The sequence below is a fragment of the Fibrobacter sp. genome (assembly GCA_012523595.1).
GTDB lineage: Bacteria > Fibrobacterota > Chitinivibrionia > Chitinivibrionales > Chitinispirillaceae > JAAYIG01.
This window is the reverse complement of sequence record JAAYIG010000247.1, coordinates 1-19,447: the sequence shown is the minus strand read 5'-3', so window position 1 is coordinate 19,447 and position 19,447 is coordinate 1. Positions and strand designations below refer to the sequence as shown.

The following is a 19,447-nucleotide window of genomic DNA, read 5'->3' as shown; positions in this document are numbered from 1 at the left end:
TATACCGCAAAGGCAGCCACCCAGGCCAGAACAAGCTGATAGACTACAGAGAATATGGACCATTTAACACTATGAAGTTCTCGAATAACAGTGATCAGCGCCACAACACAGGGGGTGTAGAGCAGCACAAAGAGCATAAACACAAACCCCTTCAGAGGAGTAAAATGCCTGGCTATCTCTGAATGAAACTTCTCATCATCCACCACCCCGTCTTCCTTTGACCCGTAAAGCACACTCATCGAACTTACCACAACCTCTTTGGCTACAAAACCTGTCAGAAGCGAGACAGATTCCCGCCATTCAAAACCAAGCGGCCGAAAAACAGGTGATATCGCACTTCCAATACGGCCTATATAAGACCTCTTCATCATCTCGGTATGAAGACTGGACTCCAGATCTGAAATCAGATCGTTTTTCTGTTCCTCAGTGAGTTCATGAGAGTTCTTTACAGAACTGATTTCATGCTCATAAGTATTCTGAAGCTCTCTGTCCTGGGGAAATTTACCCAGTGCCCAGATAATAATCGAAAAGACCAGTACCACTCCACCCATCTTCTTTAGAAAATGCTCCGCTCTCTGCCACATATGAATCATGACACTTTTAAAGGTTGGTAAACGATAAGGAGGGAGTTCCATTACAAAAGGCTGATCTTCTCCTCTGAAAATGGTCTTGCTGAAAATATAGGCCATGATAAAAAATGCCAGTGTCCCGAAAACAAACTGGAAAAGAAATATCACATTACCGGCATGCTTTGGAAACAAAACACCCGCGAAAAGCACATACACCGGAAGTCTGGCGGAGCAACTGATCAGTGGTGCCAGAAGAATTGTCTTGCGTCTGTCATTTTCAGACTCCAGAGTGCGCGCAGCCATTATTGCCGGTACACTGCAACCCATTCCCATGATCATTGGGATAAAACTCTTTCCATGAAGCCCGACCTTGTGCATGATCTTATCGGTTATAAATGCTGCCCTCGCCATATAACCGGTATCTTCCATGATTGCTATGCCGAAGAAAAGAATGAGAATATTGGGAAGAAATACGACCACACCACCGACTCCCCCGATAATACCCTCTATGACAAGACTTCTCAGCAGTGAATCTGGAAGAAGGTGTGCCACGGCTACACCCGCATATTCCACCAGCATCTCGATAAGCCTCTTCGGGTAATCGCCAAGCACGAAAGTAAGCTGGAAGAGCAACCACATGAAAAGGAAAAAAACCGGAAAAGCCCAGACCGGATGAGTGAGGGCTCTGTCAATCTGGTCTGAGATCTCTGCACGGTTTTCTGGCGGCCTTTTCAGGGTTTCCTTCAATGCCCCTGCAACAAAACCGTACCTGGATTCAGCAATAAGCCCCTCAGGGTCTTCACCCAGAACAGACTTTATCTGCTTTGACGATTCCTCAACCTCCCTCATCACTGCTCCGTCTATATCAACATTCTTTACATCCCCGACTACAGCGCTGTCGTTCTCAAGCAGTTTAAGAGCTGTCCACCTGGGCGCCTGCTTTAGTTTCTGTAAAGCCTTCTGTGTCGAAATTGAATCTACAGCAGAGAGCACTTCAGCAGGAAGATCACTGCTGTTTTTCCGGTAAACAGTTTCATTCTGGTCAACCAGTTTCGCAGCCTCACTGAGAAGCTTCCTGCAATTTGTCCCGTTCTTCCCCACTGTGGTTACTATTGGAAGATCAAGCAGTTTTGAAAGCAGCTCCAGATCTATCTGCAGACCCTTTTTCCTTACCTCATCCCACATGTTGAAAGCAAGAACAGGCCTTATCCCCAGTTCCAGCAACTGAACCGTAAGATAAAGATTTCTTTCCAGATTGGTGGCATCGACCACATTAATAACCACGTCAGGCGATTCCTGAATGAGAAAATCCCTCGCCACCTTCTCCTCCATCGAGAAGGCACTCAGAGAATAGGTTCCCGGAAGATCGATGATATTATACTCACGGCTCCCGCTGGACACCCTTCCTTCTTTGATCTCAACAGTTACCCCTCCCCAGTTTCCTACGTGCTGATGCGCACCGGTAATAGCATTGAACAGCGAGGTCTTACCGCTGTTGGGATTTCCAGCAAGCGCTATCTTAATGATCTTTTTCGGGTGAATCTCTGTCCCGGATTCATTTTTGAGATCCTGTCTCAATTCAGAAGGAAAAAAAAGCGGCATAACAGCTCACCTATATCCTTTCCACATCGATAAACCTTGCTTCACAGATTCTAAGACTCAGATGAGAATCTCCTATTTCGATCTCTATGGGATCCTTGAGAGGAGCATATTTTACAATTCTTATTTCCGCACCCTTGAGAATTCCCATTTCCATTAATCTCTTCCGGATCATCCCTTTCCCCCTCATTTTCAGTACCCTGACTCTGTCTCCTTCTCTGCAACTGCCCAGTTCCATACCCTGATTTACCTGATTAATAGATTACTTGAAGTTAACTATAGAAAAAGATTTTTAACATTTGTTAATACATCCATGTGATACAGATACTTCAAACACAGTAACTAATCAACAAGAACTACATCTACACTGTCCCCCATCTCTCTTCCCATCGCGATTCTCATTCCATCGATACACACCACAAGAGGACCGTACCGGTTTACAATGACCTCCCCCTCTGCTCCCGGTCTCAATCCCATGTCACACAACCGCCGTTTCAATTTCTGTCTGCCTCTGTTCCTCTCTGCAGGGCCCACAACACGGAACTTCCCCCCGCTCTGGACCATGCTCAAGCGGATAGGTGACTGAGAAGCCTTGCCGAAACAACGGTCGCACAGGCCATGAATCTGCATCGCATGTGAGAATGCGTGAAACCCCTTACGACGCGCCTCCTCAATCTGTGCAACCTCAATTACAGGAGAATAAAATTCAATTATTCGCTTGCATTTTAGACAATAGAAATGATCATGATGCTCACCGATATGCAGATGCTCATAACGGAGAGTATTATCACCGAAGACTTTCTCTTTTGCAAAGCCATACTCCACAAGCAGTTTGAATGCAGATGAAACAACATCATCTGATATGCTCAGATTGTTCGATCTTACAAAAGCCGAGACATCATCGAGAGAGATGTGATTATCATTTGAAAAGAAATAAATGATCACCTTCTTCAGGGCATCGCTTACATCGATCCCGTTTACGGAAAGTAACCCGATGCACTCATCGAGAATCAGTTTATGTTTTCTGACGTCCACAGCATCTCCTGCATATCCCTGATATCTGCACAGCATGACGGCTTATCTTGAAGCCGTGAAGGCTGGCAATGGACTCAATTCTGTTTTCAAGCATAGGATCAGTAAACTCAATTATCCTGCCGCATTTCTCGCACACCAGATGTTCGTGATGGGCAGAGTCAGGAGCAAACTCATAGTAGGCCTGAGATGATTCAAGAGCAACCGGCAAGAGAAAACCGGCATCCACAAGATGAGAGATGGTCCTGTACACTGTTGCACGACTGACCGGAATCTTTTTTTTACGGAAAACCGTTATCAGGTCCTCAGCATTGAAATGAGAGGAATCCTGGATCAGGTGTTCGAGAATAATGCTGCGCTGAGGAGTAAAGGAAAGCCCCTTGAGGGAGAGATACTCCTTGAAACGAGCGCGCAGTGATTCAGCTTCTGCTTTCATAAATATTGAGACTCAATCTCAAAAATAATACTTTGATTCGCTTGATTAAAAGGTTTTCTTGATTTAATGAAGGAAAAGATGTCTGACCTTTATTCACTTTATTAAAGGACAGCCTTGATTTTAAATAGAGAAAAAGATTTCTTTGTTATATATTTGAAGTGAACAGGAGAAGCATTTTTTTGAATAGACTCTCAATTATTACCCTGATTTTGTGCTCCTTTCTCTCTACAGCCAAAGAATATGACCGGCTTTACCTTCCTCAGCGCAGTTTCACAAGTTCAGCGATGAAGGGGCTGGGCGATGCAGGGATAGCGTTTCCCCTTGATATTTCCGGTGGAATGGTCAATCCAGCCCTGGTTTATTCGTATCGCAGGTCGGTTCAGGAGGATCACGGCTCTGCTTTTCTCTCCTATGGTCGTGACAGTACCTTTAATCAGCATATCCTCCCTTTAGGCGCAAGTTACTCCACATTGGAAGGAGCATTGGGTTTCTTCTATCGTCTCCTGATGAACAAGGGTGAATTGTGGCAACAGGAATTCGTATTGAACATATCCGGGCAGATTTCTCCTAATTCAGAAAACCAGGGTCCCGTTGATCTTGGCCTCAATCTGAGATTTGAGAGCATGAAATGGGGCGACCGACCTCTGGGTGATCTTCCAGAGAAAGTTCTGTTCCGCGACAGTTCAGGAAACTGGTCAGGTGATTCTATAAACTATCCGCCAACAGACCACAGTGAGGGGTACTTAAGAGAGCGCCGTCTTCTCCTGGACATCGGTTTCTATCAGGAAAACGTGTGGCCAAATATCGATTTCGGTCTGACCATGCGTAATCTCCTGGGCTATGTATGGTCCAGTGAAAACCCATATATATCCTTCTCTGATCGCAAGATAACAACCGACCCGGCGGGAGAGGATACAGCCCTTGTACGCACCTATTTTTACCAGGATAAAACCGAAAAAACAAGGGCGTGGACAAAGGGGAAATACCGCGGGCTTGCAGTAGGGATAGTATATCACCTCGATCTGGGAGGAAATTTGCGGTTCAGTTTTCCACTCGATTTTGAATTTATCGGTCTTTTCGATAAGAAAATAAAAAACAGAACAATTTTCCGTGGCGGAATCCAGGGAAAAATAAGCCAGAACTTCTATTTACGGGTGGGATATTCCAGAGCTCCGGAGTTTCTGCTGACCGGTATCAACGGATTCAAAAGCATCAATGTTTTCACTGGCGGAGGCGGTGTCTGCATCGCTCCTTTAAAGCTGGATTTCTATATTTCCGAACAGTCATTCGGGACCACTTTGATCTTCGATTATTGACCGATCAGTCACCGTGGGAGTCAATCCAGGTGTTGTCAACCTCAGTATTCAATGGCACACTCAACGGCATTCCACAGTTTTCCCACTCCGGAGTGACACTTCGAATGTACTTTTCATAACCGGAGAAGAATCCTCCCGGTGCTTTTATGCCCGCCTTTTTAAGGAGACCTGTTGTGAGAAACTTATGCAGCGTCTTTCCGTCACGGGCACCGGTATATTTATAATTGCACTCCCCTATGCATGCGATGGTCAAATCGCGGATATCTGGTTCCGAGGAACTGGCCAGGTCTGATAGATCAACTCTGATTACAGCATTCCACAAACCGTAGCATGTTCGCTGCTTACTCGCAGCATCCACATTGAATGGCTTTATCACATCATCAGTAGTACCGCTTTTTGCATAATTGGATAGAGGCTGATCGATTGCATAAACATCCGGGTTGAACCGGACTGCATCCAAACTATCAAGGGGATCCGCGGTATATTGTATGTCGTAATTCCCGAGTCTATCGGCCGGGTTTGAAACAAGCCGTTTATGAAGGCCCAGGTAGGTGGGACGCAGATTATTGACATCTGAGAAAGGATGAAATCTGCGAACAGTATCACTGATAGGTACATTATTTCCGTTAAGGATGATCTGGTCGATGACGAGTGAGGGGTGGTCTGCCGGCCTTTCGATCAGGTCGTTATTATAAAGAGAATTGAACAGGTGCATCTGTTCGTAAAGATTCATCTCCAGGGTTCCTAAAGCAACCGAGTACATGCTGTCGGAAAGCGGAACCCGCTTCCCGTAAGATATTGTGGAATCAATATCGACGCCTACGATTCTGGAGAGTTCCTTAAACACCCTCACTCCGGTTACAGAGGAGAGTTTCAGAGAGTCTTTGATTCTTGAGAAAGAGCCGGTTCTGTAGAAATACTGTACAAGCCCGAACGCGTCCGGGACAATCTCCCCGTTTTCGAAAATTTTCCGGTTCAGCCTGTAAACCGTTTCCACGCCGAGAATATTATTAGAAGACGCGAGCAGATCAAAAACATACTTACAGCCTTCAAAGATGTTGCCATGGTTATGAACCAGGTAGCCTCTTCCTTTTACCGCGCTGTTGTGGAATGTGACTCCGATCATTTTCCCCTTTTTATATTCCAGACTCCTTTTCCAGGCAAGATCGTCTGTAACCGACACTGTGTCTGTCCATTTTGAATAGGGTTTGAAAATGCCGAGATCATAGTTCATGGCGTTCATGATCGGTTTTACAGTTGCTGAGCCGTTAGGAGTTCGGTTTTTAAGGAGACAGGTAAGGCGGGAACCGAGACGGTCTTTCGAGTAGTATGCCAGTATTTTCCCGGTACGGGAGTCCATTATGCTGTATGCATAATACTGTCCGTTAACCAGTACAGGTTTTTTCTGATAGTAAAATGTACTTCTTCTGTATTCGTTCCTGCCTGTCTTTTTATACCTGATATTTACAATCACCGTGTCACCGACATCGAGACCGGTAATGAAAGAGGAGCCGGGTTCATGAAAATCTTCTGCTTTTGTTAAAACCCTGATATGACGTAGAGTATCTTTTGGCACATAGGACAGTTTTACCTGCTCCCCTTTGCTTCCAATCCGCACCTCATCCATTATAGTGGTGTCGGGACCGTAGCCACGGTTATTTACAAGTTTTTCGAGTTCTTTCTGAAGAGGAAGATCGACAGTGAGCCGTATTTTGAGATTGCCTTTTTTACGTATAAGAGAGTTGGGATTGATCAGGTCCATCTGAGCGAGTTGTTCGCTGCTGGAACCGTTTTTCTTCAGCGTAAGAAGCCAGAATTCGTTTGCCAGGTCAACAAGTGGCCCGTAAACACCCTCAACTCTTTTCGGCTTTGAAAATGTCAATTGACCGATTTCAGAAAGTACCTGTTCCTGCTTCTCAGGGCTCCATCCAAGCGCCTTACCCATCCTGGGCATATCGATTCTGCACTGGTTGACAATTTTGGATCTGATATTCCTCCCCCACTTGACCATCCTGGCAAGATAGATGCATTCCGCGTCACTGAGTTCATTCAGTTCCTTCCTGAAGAGGCCTCTTGCGATATCTTTATAACCGATCATTCCATAATCACTCGTTACGCAGTGGTTGAGATAGACCTCCAGGATACAATCCGGTGAATAGAGCTTCCTCATGGCCACTGCCAGACGGAGTTCACGGACCTTGCGGTCCACAGACCTGCTCACCCGCCTCATTCCATTCTCGTCAAGCCTGGAAATAAACAGTTTGGCGACCTGCTGAGTGATTGTGGATGTTCCCTTTGGAGGCGTTTTCTTGAATGTAAGTACAGCCCCCGTAAAAGAACGCAGCGCCGCCCTCACAAAGCTGTCAAATTCAAAACCGAAATTGTTCTGACGGAAATTCTTGTCCTCTGCTGCAATAAGTGCCGTAAGGAGCACCGGTGGGAATTCATCTATGGAAGCCCTGAGATGATCAGTTTTTATGACAGCTACGGGACGATCGAGACGGTCCACGATCTCGATGGAACTTGAGTACTGGCGTACCTCCCTGAGCCTGTCGATTATCGACAATGAAGGATAATCCTCAAGAGCTATCCCATCCACTATCTGAACCTGCGATCCGGCACCCTGATTTTTCTGTTTATCCGAAGGCTCGGTTATTCGCGCAGCCTCTTCGCTCATTGCCTCATCAGCAAGTACATCCTGCCATCCAGCACCAAATTCCTTTGAAAGCAATCCCCGCTTTTCCAGATTGACGAGCTTTTCTCCCCAATGAAGAAAATGCTGGTTGAAAAAATGCCTGGCTAACAGAAATGCCGGGTAAGTACCGGCCAGAACGAGCGCAATAAGCGACAGCATTATTATCAGAAGCTTTTTTAGAAGCGGTCTTCTGTTCCCCATGTTCGTTGCTTTATCCTTCGACTGGTTTCCCGCTGAACCCGAAGCGGAGGCATTAATCCGGTGAACGGTTCTTTTCAATATTATAGAATTACAAAACTACTCTATTTTACTTTCACTTTTCAAGAAAATGCGCAAGAGTAGATTAGTTTTACAGTTCCCGGACCGAAACAGCAATCAAAGTTGAACTAAGCAATAGATAGAGCTTATTTTTATATGATCCACAGGTGTGTTTTCCAGAAGAAAAGGAGAATTTGTGAAACGAATCTGGATGCTTAGTTTAGCAGCCCTGATAATGGCCAGTTGCTCCCCCCCTCCTGCTTTAGTGAAGCAAACTGCCGAGACATCGAAACCAAAAATTACATCTGCACATGGAGATACTGTTTCCTTTGCTATCGAATTTCCGGATGATCGGGGGAGAAAGGAGTTTCTCCGTTCATTTCGTGAATTTCTAAGCAAATATCCTTTCACAGCAGTGACCCGGGATTCAATCCAGAGAATCGTATACATCAGATTACTTCCGCCGCCAGAAGCAAAAACAGACAGTTTGATAGCTCAAGAGAGCGCACGGTTTATCGAGGAGATAATTGAGGAGACGATCCAGTCATCAATTCCCGATTCAGCAGCAGAATACATTGATTCTATCGTGCCTGCAACCGGGGGAGTGGCCCGTCTTTATCTCAGCCGCAGTGGAGTAGATCCCTCATTTTCATCGCTCATGAGTGTGTTTCCTTTTGCAAATGAGAACTCGCAGGGTTTTATGACAATAATCGACTCCTCACGAAACAAGATAACACTGCGACTGAACGGCAGAACACTCAATGGGAAAAACAAGGTTATCTCGGCACTGGATGTCATAGAGCTATGGTCTGACTTTATCAGAAACCACCCATCAGAAGGAAAGGCTATTTTCTACAATGTTGAAGGTGTACGGGAATTTATCGAGGGTAAGGAGGCTGTTGTAAAAGGTTTTGGAGCTACCGATGAGAGGACAATGACATTACGGTTATCTCAGGGAGACTCCTGTGCCATAGGACGACTGTCTACGTCAAGGCTGTTTGGCCCTGAATTGAGGCTCGGGAGCTATTATATAGACAGTGAGGATAAGAACAATCTGATACTTCTGCCCAATGTCATCTCTACACCCGGTAGAACCGCTTTTCTTGATAAGCTTGTTTTGCACAGAGGCGGTGATCCCAATCCGATACTGTCGTTTTCTCTAAATAAATACGATGCCGTAGTGCTGACCTCATTGAGCGATCTTGATTACGCAAGAGGCAATCTCTCCGGAAAGGCTTCGGTTGTTAAAATCCCGTCAGACCGTTATTTTCTGGCTTGCTCCAAAAAGAGCAGCAATCTTGCAAGTGTACTTAGAAAGCAGGTCGATAGAGCCGACCTGTTGCAGAATTTTGTCAAAGCAGAAGGGAATCTGATTTCCGCTATCGAAACCGATTCTGTTATTGTGGATTTCACCGAGGAATCCGATCCGGAAATACCCGGCTCTGAGCAGCAGCGGATCTTATTCAGAAAAGATGATCCTGTATCAAAGATCATAGCGGAAAGGATTCTTGCCTGTCTAAGCCGTGTAAAGATAAACTGTTCTCTTATTGCTGCCGATCCGCTTGAGTACGAAAGGGTGCTTGTATCGAAAGAGTACGAGTGCGCTGTTGGATGGGTTTCTGAAGAGGTTAAAACCAGCAGAAGTGAGCAGCTTCGCCTGGCGGCCATCTGGTTTGAAGGGCAGAATGACGAAAGAGTCCGTCTGGAACAGAAAAGAGAGATCCCTCTCTTTACAATAAATAAATACCTCCTTGCGAGGAACGGAATAGGGCTGCACCGGGGACATATAAACGGAATCTACGCTGATCCCCAGTTCAGAGCACCTTGAGTGGCATTCTCTTTGCACTTTATTCCCTCCGGAAGCAGTAAAACGTTTAAGCTGCTGACAGCGAAACTGCTTTACTAAGTAATTCTCCGAATCAAGGATGTTCTTATCTGTAATTGAATTATCTGCATAACAGATAATTCAATTACAGAAACCAATGGCATTCCTGCGTTCCTTAAAAGGAATGGACAATGGGAAAACAGATTGCCTGGAAAACTGCCCAATTCACTTCCATCTTTACAATTTTATGGCTCATCGCAGGATACAGCTTTCCTCTGACCCATACAATACTGGAGATGGCTGGTGTGGTTATCGCCTGGATGCTTTTCCTTTTTGTATGGAACGCCAGACCCTTTCTTGAAAGCAAATTTCTTCTATTCATTGGATTTTCCTACCTGTTTACCGGTTTCTTCCAGTTGATCCACTGTATGGCCTTTGTGGAAACAGGTCTTTTCCCCGGAAGCACAGAAAACCTTGTCGCTCAGTTCTGTACAGCATCCCGTCTGCTTGAGGCAGGGTCACTTCTGGCAGCATTCTTTTTTATTGACAGAAACCTGCACATAAGTGCTCTCAGTGCCATCTACCTGGCCTTAAGTCTGACCCTTCTGGGGTTTATTTTCGGAGAAAATTCAGGACTTCTCATCTTGTCCAGCAAAGCAGGAGACTTTATCATAACAGCATCTTTTCTTGCTGTGATCTTTCTTCTTTACAACTACAGGAAAAAGCTCGGAACCAGACTCTTTCCTCTTCTCGCATGGTCTACCCTGTTGAATCTGATATCGGGATTACTGGTGGCCTTTCTGTCAAGCAGCAGTATATTTATTTTATCAAGTCATTTCCTGCGTATTACAGGATGGTATCTGCTTTACAGAGCAATTATCACTACCGGATTTGTGCATCCATACAATATCCTGTTCGGACATCTTAACAGAATCAAAGAGGCTGAAAGTGAGGCACGCAAAAGAGCCGAGGCCCGTGCAGCCGAGCTTGATGCACTGAGGGCAAATCTCACCGACATGCTGGCTGAACATAAGACCGGGAGACTTTTGGAATCTATTCTGGTTCGTGCTGTCTCTCTTCTCAATGCTGAAGGAAGTGAGCTTGGATTATATGACCGCAAGAGAAATGAGATTGTAATAGTCGCAGTCCACAACAGGTGTAACCGCAAGGGAATCAGAATACCGTTGGGTTACGGGGTGATAGGATCTGTTGCCAAAAGCCGGGAGCCAATGATACTTCATGGCAACAATACAAACCGGTTTTCTTTTGATTTGGAAAGTACCTGTCAGAGCTTGATGGCGGCTCCCTTAATTGCAGGAAGCAACCTGGTGGGAGTTCTGATGATAGTGGAATCAAATCCCTCTCATGAGTTTACATGGGCAGATCTCAATCTGTTCACCATGTTTGCACAGCAGGCAGCAATTACAATCAGAAACACAAGACTCCTTGAAATCGCACGAAGGAGAGCGGAAACGGATTCACTTACCGGCCTTTTCAACCACCGTCATTTTTTCGAAGCAGCCGGGCACGAACTTAACCGTGCGAAGCGTTATAAACATCCTCTCACAGTCCTGATGTTTGACATCGACCGCTTTAAAGAGGTAAACGACACCTTCGGTCATGCCTTCGGTGACCAGGTGCTGATATCGATTTCCAATCTCTGCCGCAAATTATTCAGGAATATCGATATTGCCGCAAGATACGGCGGAGAGGAATTCGTTGTCCTTCTTCCTGAAACACCGGTGCATATTGCCAGAGATGTAGCAGAAAGGCTCCGCAAGGCAGTTGCAAAAAATGTAATATCCTATAACAGGCAGCATCACTCGGTTACTATCAGTGTCGGGATTGCATCATTCTGTGGCAGCTCTGAAACAGCAGTTTCTCTGATCGAAAGAGCAGATCAGGCTCTTTACAAATCAAAACAGGATGGGCGCAACAGGGTATCGGTGTGGACCCCATCCATGCGAAATTCTACAGCAGCGGTCGCGGCAAAGAGATTAAAGAGGAGCACAACTCTGAGAAAACGCAAGGTGCTGCAAAAACCCGCTGCAACGAGCAACCCAGAGAATTTCATCTCAGACATCTGAGTTTATTGTTGCAGAGATATGCGCTTATTTCTTCCCACAGACGTTCTTATTGTACTCATAAACTGCGAGTCGAAACTTGCCATTAGCTGAAAAACTTGCGGTGAAGCCACAGGCAATGGATGCATATCCGGCAAGCCCGACAGGATGAAAGCCGCGATTGTCAAGTGCAATGTTTGTTATAATCAGTCCCGCACCCACACAAAGCAGGGAGTAGCCTGTCACTTTGAGTGCCGTGTATTTTTGTAAAACCGGACGGCTGGCACCGTTGTTGTAAAGAAAACCTTTGGTTGTTTTCATATTGAGCATAGTCTCACCCATCCAGTAATTAATTCTATACGTGCCACTTTGTTTTGTGAATATCTGTTCCGGGTGAGCACAGAGAGGAGAGGTAAGAGTATCTTTTTCCTGTGCTGTTAACAGGGAGAACAGGGATAGAAGCAGAGCAAAAAGGCACATCAATTTAAAATTCATGCGATTATCCTTGAGTTTTTCAACTAAGGAAAATCGCATTTAGGCAGAGACTTTTCAAGAGCAATACTTTAAGAGGGGACGATTGATAGTTTGTTTTCTACTGAGAGCACTCCTGGAGTGTACCTGGCCAGATCTTCAGCAACATCGAACCCCTGTCTGCTGGGGACCGATCCATAGAGCACGACATTTCCGTTCTTAATCTCTACAGTGATCTTATTTACATCCAGAGCGGGATTTCTACCCATGAGACTCATTATATCCTGCCCGATCTTTTCATCGGATATTTTTTCGGTCAGGTCGACTACCAGTTTGTTGACCACGGCAGTCACACCTCCGCTTTCACGAGCCAACTGTTCTGCTCTGAATTTTTTCCAATACTTATCTACTGAACCCTCAAGCACCACTTTCCCCTTCTCCACAAAGACCTCTATTCTTTCAAGGTAAATATCGGGGTCCCAGGAAATAAGCCTTTTTACATTATCTTTAATCACTGAGTCGGCAGGTGATTTGTAGCCGGGAGGAAATACAACATTTAGCAGATTCTCAACAGCACTCACTCCCTTTACAGACCAAACATCCATCTCAGCCGCTTCCCTTGCAGAGTACGAATGCACATCACCGGTGAGAACCACAGTGTTATCGGAGAAATTGATCTTTATTTTAGCCTGGCCGATCCGGGAATCCCTCGAGAGATTATTCTCTATATCGATTTTTATCTGCTCATGATCTACAGGCATAAACCTCCCTCATCATTTTTGTTCAGCTATTAAGTTTCCACAGGGAATAATTGAGCACTGATGCAAAGCATACCCAGAGCAAATATGGCAAAAGGAGAATTGCGGCTTTTCTGGAAATTGGCCAGAAAGCCACTATTGTCATCACTATTGTAAGCAACAGAACAATAATCTCGATAAAGGCAGCTAAAGGTGAACGAAAAGTAAAAAACAGAATAGTCCACCAGAAATTAAGGAATAATTGAGCAGCGAATAGCAGAAGTGCAGTCTTCCTTTTCTTCTCCTTTTTCTCATAAACCAGATATGCCGATATCCCCATCATGGCGTAAAGGATGGTCCAGACAGGGCTGAAAACCCAGGATGGTGGATTGAAGGGAGGTTTTTTTAAATTTGAATACCAGTCGGGAATCCCCCTTGAAGTGAAATAACCTCCTGCGAGCCCTGTTATTTCGCAGAAAAGCACAAAAGAAGACAGTTTGATGAGTTTATTGACTATAGGCATAAAACTCCCCTCCTGATGATTCATTGGGGATGCAAAAAGAATGCCGGAGAAAATCGTCTTGGACTGTGATTTCTGTGATTCAGATGATCGGGATGAAGATTTTACAAAAAAGAACGATTCTTTTTCTTAATCGCAACAACGAAGTCAGTATCTCACCAAAAAGCCTTTTTCGCCCTTTACAACAGGAATTTCATTCAAGCGGAAATCTCTTACAAAAGATAACGGAGGCCCCTCTTTAACCCGACTTATAAACTGCTCAAGCATATCCGGCGTCCCCTGAACCTCCATCTCAACATCCCCTCCCCATGTATTTCTCACCCATCCTGTCAGGCCAAGCGCCTCAGCAGCATCTTCAGTGAAATACCTGAAACCCACACCCTGAACCCTTCCGCTCACCGTGATTGACAAGCGTTTCAGTTCCATGATGTCACCTTCGGGAGAAGAAATTGATCACCAGTGTCAGGACCAGACTGATAAGAATTGATGTTGCAATGGGGATATAGACTTTGAAACGGCCATTTCCTATCTGGATATCTCCGGGGAGTTTTCCAAGAGGAAGTTTGTCGGTCATAATAAAAAACACACCAAGGACAAGAATGATTGTCCCGGCAACTACCAGAAATCTTCCTACATCTACCCAGTTCATCCTGTTCTCTCCTTAAATCCCGGTTATTTTTTTCAAAACAGATTCTGCTGATGCGATTGCGACCGGGGTGGTTTCAGGTTAAAATACCTGTACGATTTCTCAGTGACCTCTCTTCCCCTCGGAGTCCTTTTCAGGAAACCGGATTGGATAAGAAACGGTTCATAAACTTCCTCAATGGTGTCAGGCTCCTCACCCACAACTACGGCCAGAGTACCAATACCCACCGGTCCTCCTCCGTAATGCTCAATTATTGACATAAGAATCGTCCTGTCCATCTCATCGAGTCCGGATGAATCCACGCCAAGCATCGAGAGAGTCTTATCAACTATGGACACCGTAATGATTCCGTCGCCCCTTACCTGCGCAACATCCCTGCAGCGTCTTAGCAGCCGGTTAGCTATTCTGGGTGTCCCCCGGGCTCTTTTCCCCAGCTCGAGAGCAGCATTTTTCTCACACTGAATTCCAAGAATTCCCGCAGACCTTAATATAATCGCCTGCAACTGCTGAGGTTCATAATAGCTGAGCCTGCAAACATAACCGAACCGGGCATGCATCGGTGAAGTGAGCATTCCGGCTCTGGTAGTAGCACCAACAAGGGTGAATGGCTTGAGGTTGAGCCTGATAGAACGTGCAGAGGGCCCCTCACCGATCATGATATCAAAAACAAAATCCTCCATTGCCGGATAAAGGGTTTCCTCAACCACCCGGTTCAGACGGTGGATTTCATCGATGAAAAGAATATCTTTCTCTGCCAGATTTGTAAGATTTCCGGCCAGGTCGCCTTTCTTTTCCAGGACTGGTCCTGATGTAGTATGAATGCCGACACCCAGTTCACTAGCCAGAATTCTGGAAAGGGTAGTTTTTCCCAGACCCGGAGGACCGCAGAAGAGAACATGATCCAGAGCTTCGCTTCTGTGTTTTGCGGCTTCCACAAAGATAGAGAGGTTTTCCTTGATGGAGTCCTGGCCTACAAAATCGCTGAACCGCTCCGGGCGCAGCGCCGCATCCATCTTCTCCTCATCAGAGTCCCTGGAAGCTCCAGATATGATCCTTTCATCAGCACCGGATTTCATTTCTCATCACCTGTGTGTAAATTGCCGGTAGCCCCGGAAAAATTATCGCTGCAGCAGGTACCTTTGACTATTGCATCAGCCATGAATGCCTGTATAAAAGTTGTATTAGTAAACGAGCAATCCTCCCAGTGGGACCCACTGAGCATGGCTCTGTCGAATGTAACTCTTCTGTATATATTGCAGAGCATTTCAGTGCTCTGTCCATAACAGAGTGAAAAATCACAGTCGGTGAAGCGCACATGCCTGAGCTTCGATTCGGTGATGATAGTTTCTGTGAAAAGACAGTTATTGAATTCACAGTTCAGAAAATCAGCTCCGGTGAAGTCGGAGGTGGGAAATGCACAGGTTAAAAAACTGCATTTGGAGGCAGAAATCTTTTTCCCTGAGCATCGCGAAAAATCACAGTTCTGGATTTCACTGTTGGAGAAATTCGATTTGGAAAGAATAGATCTACCCATTTCACAGTCACGCAGAAAAGCTCCCTCAAAGATACAGTTCGAAAGATCGCTGTCTACAAGATCGGCTTTCTCTATTTTCGCAAATGAGAAATCAGCTCCCATCAGAATCGCTGTCCGGAAATAGGTGTGATTCACATTTCCCAGGGGAATTCCGGCGATTTTGGCAACAACCATGGTGACACCGGCAATGACAGCATGCTGAAAATTAGCACCGCTGAGGTTGGCTTTCTGGAATTTGGCTCCGCTTAAGTTACAGTAGCTGAAATCAGCCCCGGAGAGATTGCTTCCCTGAAAATCGGCACCTGAAAGATTCGCATGGGAGAAATCGTAACCCGACAAATCCATATTGTTCAGTGGGAAACCTGCCTGGATTTTCCTTATCAGTTCGCTTCTTTTCATATCACCTGCAAAGCATTTCGTATCCATTCTTCGGCATCGGCATCATCTTCGAGTGTCTCTCCAACTCTGGAAAGCGCCCTCTCTACCTGCTTTTCATTATATCCTAAGGAAACCATGGCTGCAAAAACTTCCTCACGTTTTCCCCCTGAAGCCTTCGCACCGACAGGCAGTGTGCCCTTTGACAAGCCTGCAAAAGGTGCAGCACCGACTTTCCCTCTGAGCTCCATCATCAGCCGTGAAGCCGTTTTAGCCCCCACTCCGGGGATCTTTTCAAGCCGGGATGGATCAGCGGAATTGACACTGGCAATCAGATCAGCAACTGAAATGCCGGAGAGGATACTCAAAGCGACTTTAGGACCGATTTTTGTGACACCTATGAGCTGGCGGAACAGTTCCCGTTCCTCTTTTGTAAAGAACCCGTAGAGTTTGTGCGCATCCTCCCTGACATAATAATGGATATGAAGAAACACTTCTTCACCTGGAAGAGGGAGCTTTTCATAAGTGGAAAGTGGAATACTGACCCCATAACCCACTCCATGAGCCTCTACCGACACATAGGCAATTTCTTTATTTACAAGCGTGCCACGGATGAAATCTATCATTTAATGACTCCCGGTATCGTTCCAGCCCTGTTGAAATCGCACAGAGCGACAGCCAGAGCATCGTAAGTGTCGCTGCGCTCATGGTTACCGCTTGACGGAAGGAGCATTTTTACCATGAATGCCACCTGCTCCTTGGTCGCGTTTCCGTTACCGGTAACCGCTTTCTTTATCTCCCTTGGGGAATACTCCATTATCTCTGCGCCATATTTCCTGGCAGCCAGAATAGCTACTCCCCGGGCATGACCCAGAACAAGTGTGGTATGAACATTCTTTCCGTAAAAAGCCTGCTCCACACACACTCTGGATGGTTTATGGAGCTGAATCTTCTCACAAAGTTTATCGTAAATGATTTCCAGGCGCTCCGCAAGCGGTCGGGTGGCATCAGTAGCAATCACCCCGGCATCGACACAGGATACGGAGTTATTCTGAGCCTTTACTACTCCATATCCGGTAAATGCTGTCCCAGGGTCAATGCCAAAGATAATCATTCCTGAAGTTTCTCCATATCCGCATCGGAAATGTCGAAGTTGGCATAAACGTGCTGGGTGTCATCGAGATCATCCAGTGCATCCATCAGCTTGAGTACTTTGGATACATTTTCACCTTCGACCTTTACCGTATTCTCCGGAATTTTTGTCAGTTCTGCAGAAGCCGGTATAATGTTGATTTTTTCCAATGCCTCTTTCACTGCTTCATAAGTCTCAGGAGTTGTAACAATCTCATACTCATCTCCATCGAGGCTTATGTCCTCTGCGCCCGCTTCCAGTACTACCTCCATAAGCTGATCCTCAGCCATTGCATCACCGGCAACCCTGATAAGCCCCTTGTTCTTGAACATCCATGACACAGAATTGGTCTGGCCCAGATTACCACCGTGTTTGGTAAGTACATGACGGACTTCGGAAACAGTCCTGTTACGGTTATCTGTCATACATTCGATAAGTACTGCAATTCCTCCCGGTCCGTAACCTTCAAATGTAATCTCTTCGTAAGAAACACCCTCGAGCTGGCCAGTTCCTTTGAGAATAGCAGCCTCGATGTTTTTGTTGGGCATATTTGCCTGACGGGCACTGCTGACAGCAGACCTGAGACGCGGATTGGCAGTAACATCCCCGCCACCGATTCTGGCCGCGATTGTGATTTCTCTGATAAGACGGTTGAACAGTTTCCCTCTTGCTGCATCGGCTTTGCCTTTGGATCTTTTAATGGTCGCCCATTTGGAATGACCTGACATAATGTATTCTCCTTTAGTAATTATTTACTTTGTTGAATGAACGATATACGGATTTCCGGCTGTATTATTCAAAAGCAGTCCGGAGGGTGGAAAAGGAATCCGTAGTCCCGCACAAGCACTGTTGTCCTGAATTTCGGCAGGACTTTACAGAGAATTCTCATTTAGTCAAATCCTCCAGGGTGATCTTTTCGATTTCAGGCAATTGATTTCCCAGAAAAGCTGATGCCTGGTTACTGAAATTGTGTGCCATATCTGTGACAATAAACCGGCTGGAAGCCAGTCCGTTGGATTTTTCATCTGAGAGTGCGTGGAGAGCGTTCAGGATATCCTGCGCCTCTTTTGCTGTCCACAGTGCACTGTCGATCAGTTGAATTCTTGTCCCAACTGTTCCCTGAATTGTCTCCATAAGAAGGGGATAGTGGGTGCAGCCGAGTATGAGGCAGTCTACCCCCAGGTCTATCATTTCGTAAAGATAATACTGGGCAGTGAGCCGTGTTATATCAGTGTCAGTCAAACCCTCTTCCACAAGCGGTACAAAGAGAGGACAGGCTTTGCAGTACACTTTTATCCCGGGATCAATGTTCTGGATAGCCCGGGCGTAGGATTCCGTTCTGACAGTGGCCGATGTACCGATAACGCCCACTTTCCTCTCTGCTGTGCGCAGCACAGCAGCCCTGGCTCCTGGAAGCACTACCCCGATCACCGGTATCTCCTTTATCTCAAGAGTGATCTGTTCAAGCGCTACTGAAGAAACGGTATTGCAGGCCACAATCAGCATCTTTATATCCTGTTCCATCAGATACCGGGCATCCTGCAATCCAAAGGAGATGATAGTGTCATCGGAACGTCCGCCATAAGGGCAGCGGGCCGTGTCTCCAAGGTAAATAATTTTCTCGCCAGGCATGAGCCGGAAAATCTCCTTAGCGACCGTCAATCCGCCTAAACCCGAATCAAATACCCCAATGGGCCGGGAATCACTCATAATTTACCCTCATATTTGCTCTGGAAACTCGTGACAGCATTAAAAATCGCTTCAGCCATTGATTTCTGAAAATTCTTGTCCGCGAGCAGTTTCTCTTCTTTGGGATTTGAAAGAAAACCGGTCTCGATCAGCACAGATGGCATGTAGGCACCGTTTAAAACCCAGAAATTCGCCTGGCCGATTCCCAGGTGAAGCTTGGTAATCTTTTTCTGTAAAGAAGCACTGAACTTCTGATCAAGAAGAATGCAGAGATCCTGGCTCTCTCTCAGATACTCGTTTCCGGCCAGGTCAATCAATACATTCTGGAGACTGCTGTAATTCTGGGGCTTCTCCTCCAGCTCGATAACCGCGTTTTCGCGCATGGCTACTAACTTGTCCTCTTCATTCTTTGCCTGGGACAGGAAGTAGATTTTATACCCCTTTGTACCCTCTTTCCGCTTATCTGTCCCTGGGACCGCATCTGCGTGGATGCTTATAAAAAGAAGAAGGGCATTACTCTAAATTTATCTATCAATATATCGGCGTCGTC

Annotated in this window: 19 protein-coding genes and 1 pseudogene; 3 read left to right on the top strand and 17 right to left on the bottom strand. The window is 45.9% G+C overall.

The genetic code is table 11. From position 1 onward, the window contains the following. The 4 genes from feoB to GX089_17170 form a co-directional block, all read right to left on the bottom strand. A partial coding sequence (feoB, locus tag GX089_17185; protein ID NLP04231.1) for a ferrous iron transport protein B occupies positions 1-2,171 on the bottom strand: 2,171 nt, incomplete at its 3' end. A gap of 10 nt (positions 2,172-2,181) precedes the next feature. Next, a complete protein-coding gene (locus GX089_17180; GenBank protein ID NLP04230.1) occupies positions 2,182-2,406 on the bottom strand; it encodes a FeoA family protein in 225 nt (74 codons plus the stop codon). Between the two features lie 104 nt (positions 2,407-2,510). Next, positions 2,511-3,203 (bottom strand): hypothetical protein, encoded by a 693-nt coding sequence (locus tag GX089_17175; protein ID NLP04229.1) that lies wholly within the window; start codon positions 3,201-3,203, stop codon positions 2,511-2,513. Next, positions 3,184-3,636, bottom strand: coding sequence for a transcriptional repressor (locus GX089_17170; GenBank protein ID NLP04228.1), 453 nt, complete (start codon positions 3,634-3,636; stop codon positions 3,184-3,186). Before GX089_17170 ends, GX089_17175 begins: the two co-directional genes overlap by 20 nt. A 179-nt stretch (positions 3,637-3,815) precedes the next feature. Between GX089_17170 and GX089_17165 the strand changes: the two genes are divergently transcribed. Further along, on the top strand, positions 3,816-4,952 hold the full coding sequence (locus tag GX089_17165; GenBank protein ID NLP04227.1) for a hypothetical protein: 1,137 nt from the start codon (positions 3,816-3,818) through the stop codon (positions 4,950-4,952). A gap of 4 nt (positions 4,953-4,956) precedes the next feature. Here the strand turns inward: GX089_17165 and GX089_17160 are convergent, their stop codons facing one another. Next, the gene (locus GX089_17160) at positions 4,957-7,848 is read right to left on the bottom strand and encodes a hypothetical protein (GenBank protein NLP04226.1); all 2,892 of its coding nucleotides are present in this window, start codon (positions 7,846-7,848) and stop codon (positions 4,957-4,959) included. Positions 7,849-8,101: 253 nt separating this feature from the next. On the opposite strand from GX089_17160, the gene GX089_17155 reads away from it, so the two are divergent. Continuing rightward, on the top strand, positions 8,102-9,733 hold the full coding sequence (locus GX089_17155) for a hypothetical protein (protein ID NLP04225.1): 1,632 nt from the start codon (positions 8,102-8,104) through the stop codon (positions 9,731-9,733). A gap of 188 nt (positions 9,734-9,921) precedes the next feature. Then, positions 9,922-11,817, top strand: a complete 1,896-nt coding sequence (locus GX089_17150; protein ID NLP04224.1) for a diguanylate cyclase — start codon at positions 9,922-9,924, stop codon at positions 11,815-11,817. Positions 11,818-11,841: 24 nt separating this feature from the next. Here GX089_17150 and GX089_17145 read toward each other — a convergent pair whose 3' ends face one another. The 12 genes and pseudogenes from GX089_17145 to GX089_17090 all read right to left on the bottom strand — a co-directional run bounded on the left by GX089_17145 (position 11,842) and on the right by GX089_17090 (position 19,400). After that, positions 11,842-12,288 (bottom strand): hypothetical protein, encoded by a 447-nt coding sequence (locus GX089_17145; protein NLP04223.1) that lies wholly within the window; start codon positions 12,286-12,288, stop codon positions 11,842-11,844. Between the two features lie 68 nt (positions 12,289-12,356). Further along, positions 12,357-13,025, bottom strand: a complete 669-nt coding sequence (locus tag GX089_17140) for a BON domain-containing protein (protein ID NLP04222.1) — start codon at positions 13,023-13,025, stop codon at positions 12,357-12,359. A gap of 22 nt (positions 13,026-13,047) precedes the next feature. After that, positions 13,048-13,524 (bottom strand): tryptophan-rich sensory protein, encoded by a 477-nt coding sequence (locus tag GX089_17135; GenBank protein ID NLP04221.1) that lies wholly within the window; start codon positions 13,522-13,524, stop codon positions 13,048-13,050. Positions 13,525-13,668: 144 nt separating this feature from the next. Beyond that, the gene (locus GX089_17130; GenBank protein NLP04220.1) at positions 13,669-13,947 is read right to left on the bottom strand and encodes an acylphosphatase; all 279 of its coding nucleotides are present in this window, start codon (positions 13,945-13,947) and stop codon (positions 13,669-13,671) included. 4 nt (positions 13,948-13,951) lie between these two features. After that, positions 13,952-14,170: a DUF2905 domain-containing protein gene (locus tag GX089_17125; protein NLP04219.1), complete on the bottom strand. Its 219-nt coding sequence runs from the start codon at positions 14,168-14,170 to the stop codon at positions 13,952-13,954. Between the two features lie 32 nt (positions 14,171-14,202). After that, positions 14,203-15,243, bottom strand: coding sequence for a Holliday junction branch migration DNA helicase RuvB (gene ruvB, locus GX089_17120; protein NLP04218.1), 1,041 nt, complete (start codon positions 15,241-15,243; stop codon positions 14,203-14,205). Further along, positions 15,240-16,127, bottom strand: coding sequence for a pentapeptide repeat-containing protein (locus tag GX089_17115; GenBank protein NLP04217.1), 888 nt, complete (start codon positions 16,125-16,127; stop codon positions 15,240-15,242). The genes ruvB and GX089_17115 overlap by 4 nt, the downstream gene beginning before the upstream one ends. Then, positions 16,097-16,702, bottom strand: a complete 606-nt coding sequence (gene ruvA / locus GX089_17110; protein ID NLP04216.1) for a Holliday junction branch migration protein RuvA — start codon at positions 16,700-16,702, stop codon at positions 16,097-16,099. Before ruvA ends, GX089_17115 begins: the two co-directional genes overlap by 31 nt. Further along, positions 16,699-17,190 (bottom strand): crossover junction endodeoxyribonuclease RuvC, encoded by a 492-nt coding sequence (ruvC, locus tag GX089_17105; GenBank protein NLP04215.1) that lies wholly within the window; start codon positions 17,188-17,190, stop codon positions 16,699-16,701. Before ruvC ends, ruvA begins: the two co-directional genes overlap by 4 nt. Beyond that, positions 17,187-17,936 carry a YebC/PmpR family DNA-binding transcriptional regulator gene (locus tag GX089_17100; protein ID NLP04214.1) on the bottom strand — a complete coding sequence of 250 codons (750 nt, stop codon included), beginning with the start codon at positions 17,934-17,936 and terminating at the stop codon, positions 17,187-17,189. The genes ruvC and GX089_17100 overlap by 4 nt, the downstream gene beginning before the upstream one ends. Before the next feature lie 157 nt (positions 17,937-18,093). Next, entirely contained in the window at positions 18,094-18,918 is an 825-nt protein-coding gene (locus tag GX089_17095; GenBank protein ID NLP04213.1) for a glutamate racemase, read from the bottom strand. Further along, positions 18,915-19,400: pseudogene (locus GX089_17090) on the bottom strand (hypothetical protein). The gene GX089_17095 and the pseudogene GX089_17090 overlap by 4 nt, the downstream one beginning before the upstream one ends. Positions 19,401-19,447: the final 47 nt, after the last annotated feature.

Excerpts from the sequence above, each read along its gene's own strand:
- GX089_17180 (NLP04230.1), bottom strand. The coding sequence starts at position 2,406 with ATGGAACTGGGCAGTTGCAGAGAAGGAGACAGAGTCAGGGTACTGAAA.
- GX089_17170 (NLP04228.1), bottom strand. The coding sequence starts at position 3,636 with ATGAAAGCAGAAGCTGAATCACTGCGCGCTCGTTTCAAGGAGTATCTC.
- GX089_17160 (NLP04226.1), bottom strand. The coding sequence starts at position 7,848 with ATGGGGAACAGAAGACCGCTTCTAAAAAAGCTTCTGATAATAATGCTG.
- GX089_17150 (NLP04224.1), top strand. The coding sequence starts at position 9,922 with ATGGGAAAACAGATTGCCTGGAAAACTGCCCAATTCACTTCCATCTTT.
- GX089_17145 (NLP04223.1), bottom strand. The coding sequence starts at position 12,288 with ATGAATTTTAAATTGATGTGCCTTTTTGCTCTGCTTCTATCCCTGTTC.
- GX089_17140 (NLP04222.1), bottom strand. The coding sequence starts at position 13,025 with ATGCCTGTAGATCATGAGCAGATAAAAATCGATATAGAGAATAATCTC.
- GX089_17135 (NLP04221.1), bottom strand. The coding sequence starts at position 13,524 with ATGCCTATAGTCAATAAACTCATCAAACTGTCTTCTTTTGTGCTTTTC.
- GX089_17130 (NLP04220.1), bottom strand. The coding sequence starts at position 13,947 with ATGGAACTGAAACGCTTGTCAATCACGGTGAGCGGAAGGGTTCAGGGT.
- GX089_17125 (NLP04219.1), bottom strand. The coding sequence starts at position 14,170 with ATGAACTGGGTAGATGTAGGAAGATTTCTGGTAGTTGCCGGGACAATC.
- ruvB (NLP04218.1), bottom strand. The coding sequence starts at position 15,243 with ATGAAATCCGGTGCTGATGAAAGGATCATATCTGGAGCTTCCAGGGAC.
- GX089_17115 (NLP04217.1), bottom strand. The coding sequence starts at position 16,127 with ATGGATACGAAATGCTTTGCAGGTGATATGAAAAGAAGCGAACTGATA.
- ruvA (NLP04216.1), bottom strand. The coding sequence starts at position 16,702 with ATGATAGATTTCATCCGTGGCACGCTTGTAAATAAAGAAATTGCCTAT.
- ruvC (NLP04215.1), bottom strand. The coding sequence starts at position 17,190 with ATGATTATCTTTGGCATTGACCCTGGGACAGCATTTACCGGATATGGA.
- GX089_17100 (NLP04214.1), bottom strand. The coding sequence starts at position 17,936 with ATGTCAGGTCATTCCAAATGGGCGACCATTAAAAGATCCAAAGGCAAA.
- GX089_17095 (NLP04213.1), bottom strand. The coding sequence starts at position 18,918 with ATGAGTGATTCCCGGCCCATTGGGGTATTTGATTCGGGTTTAGGCGGA.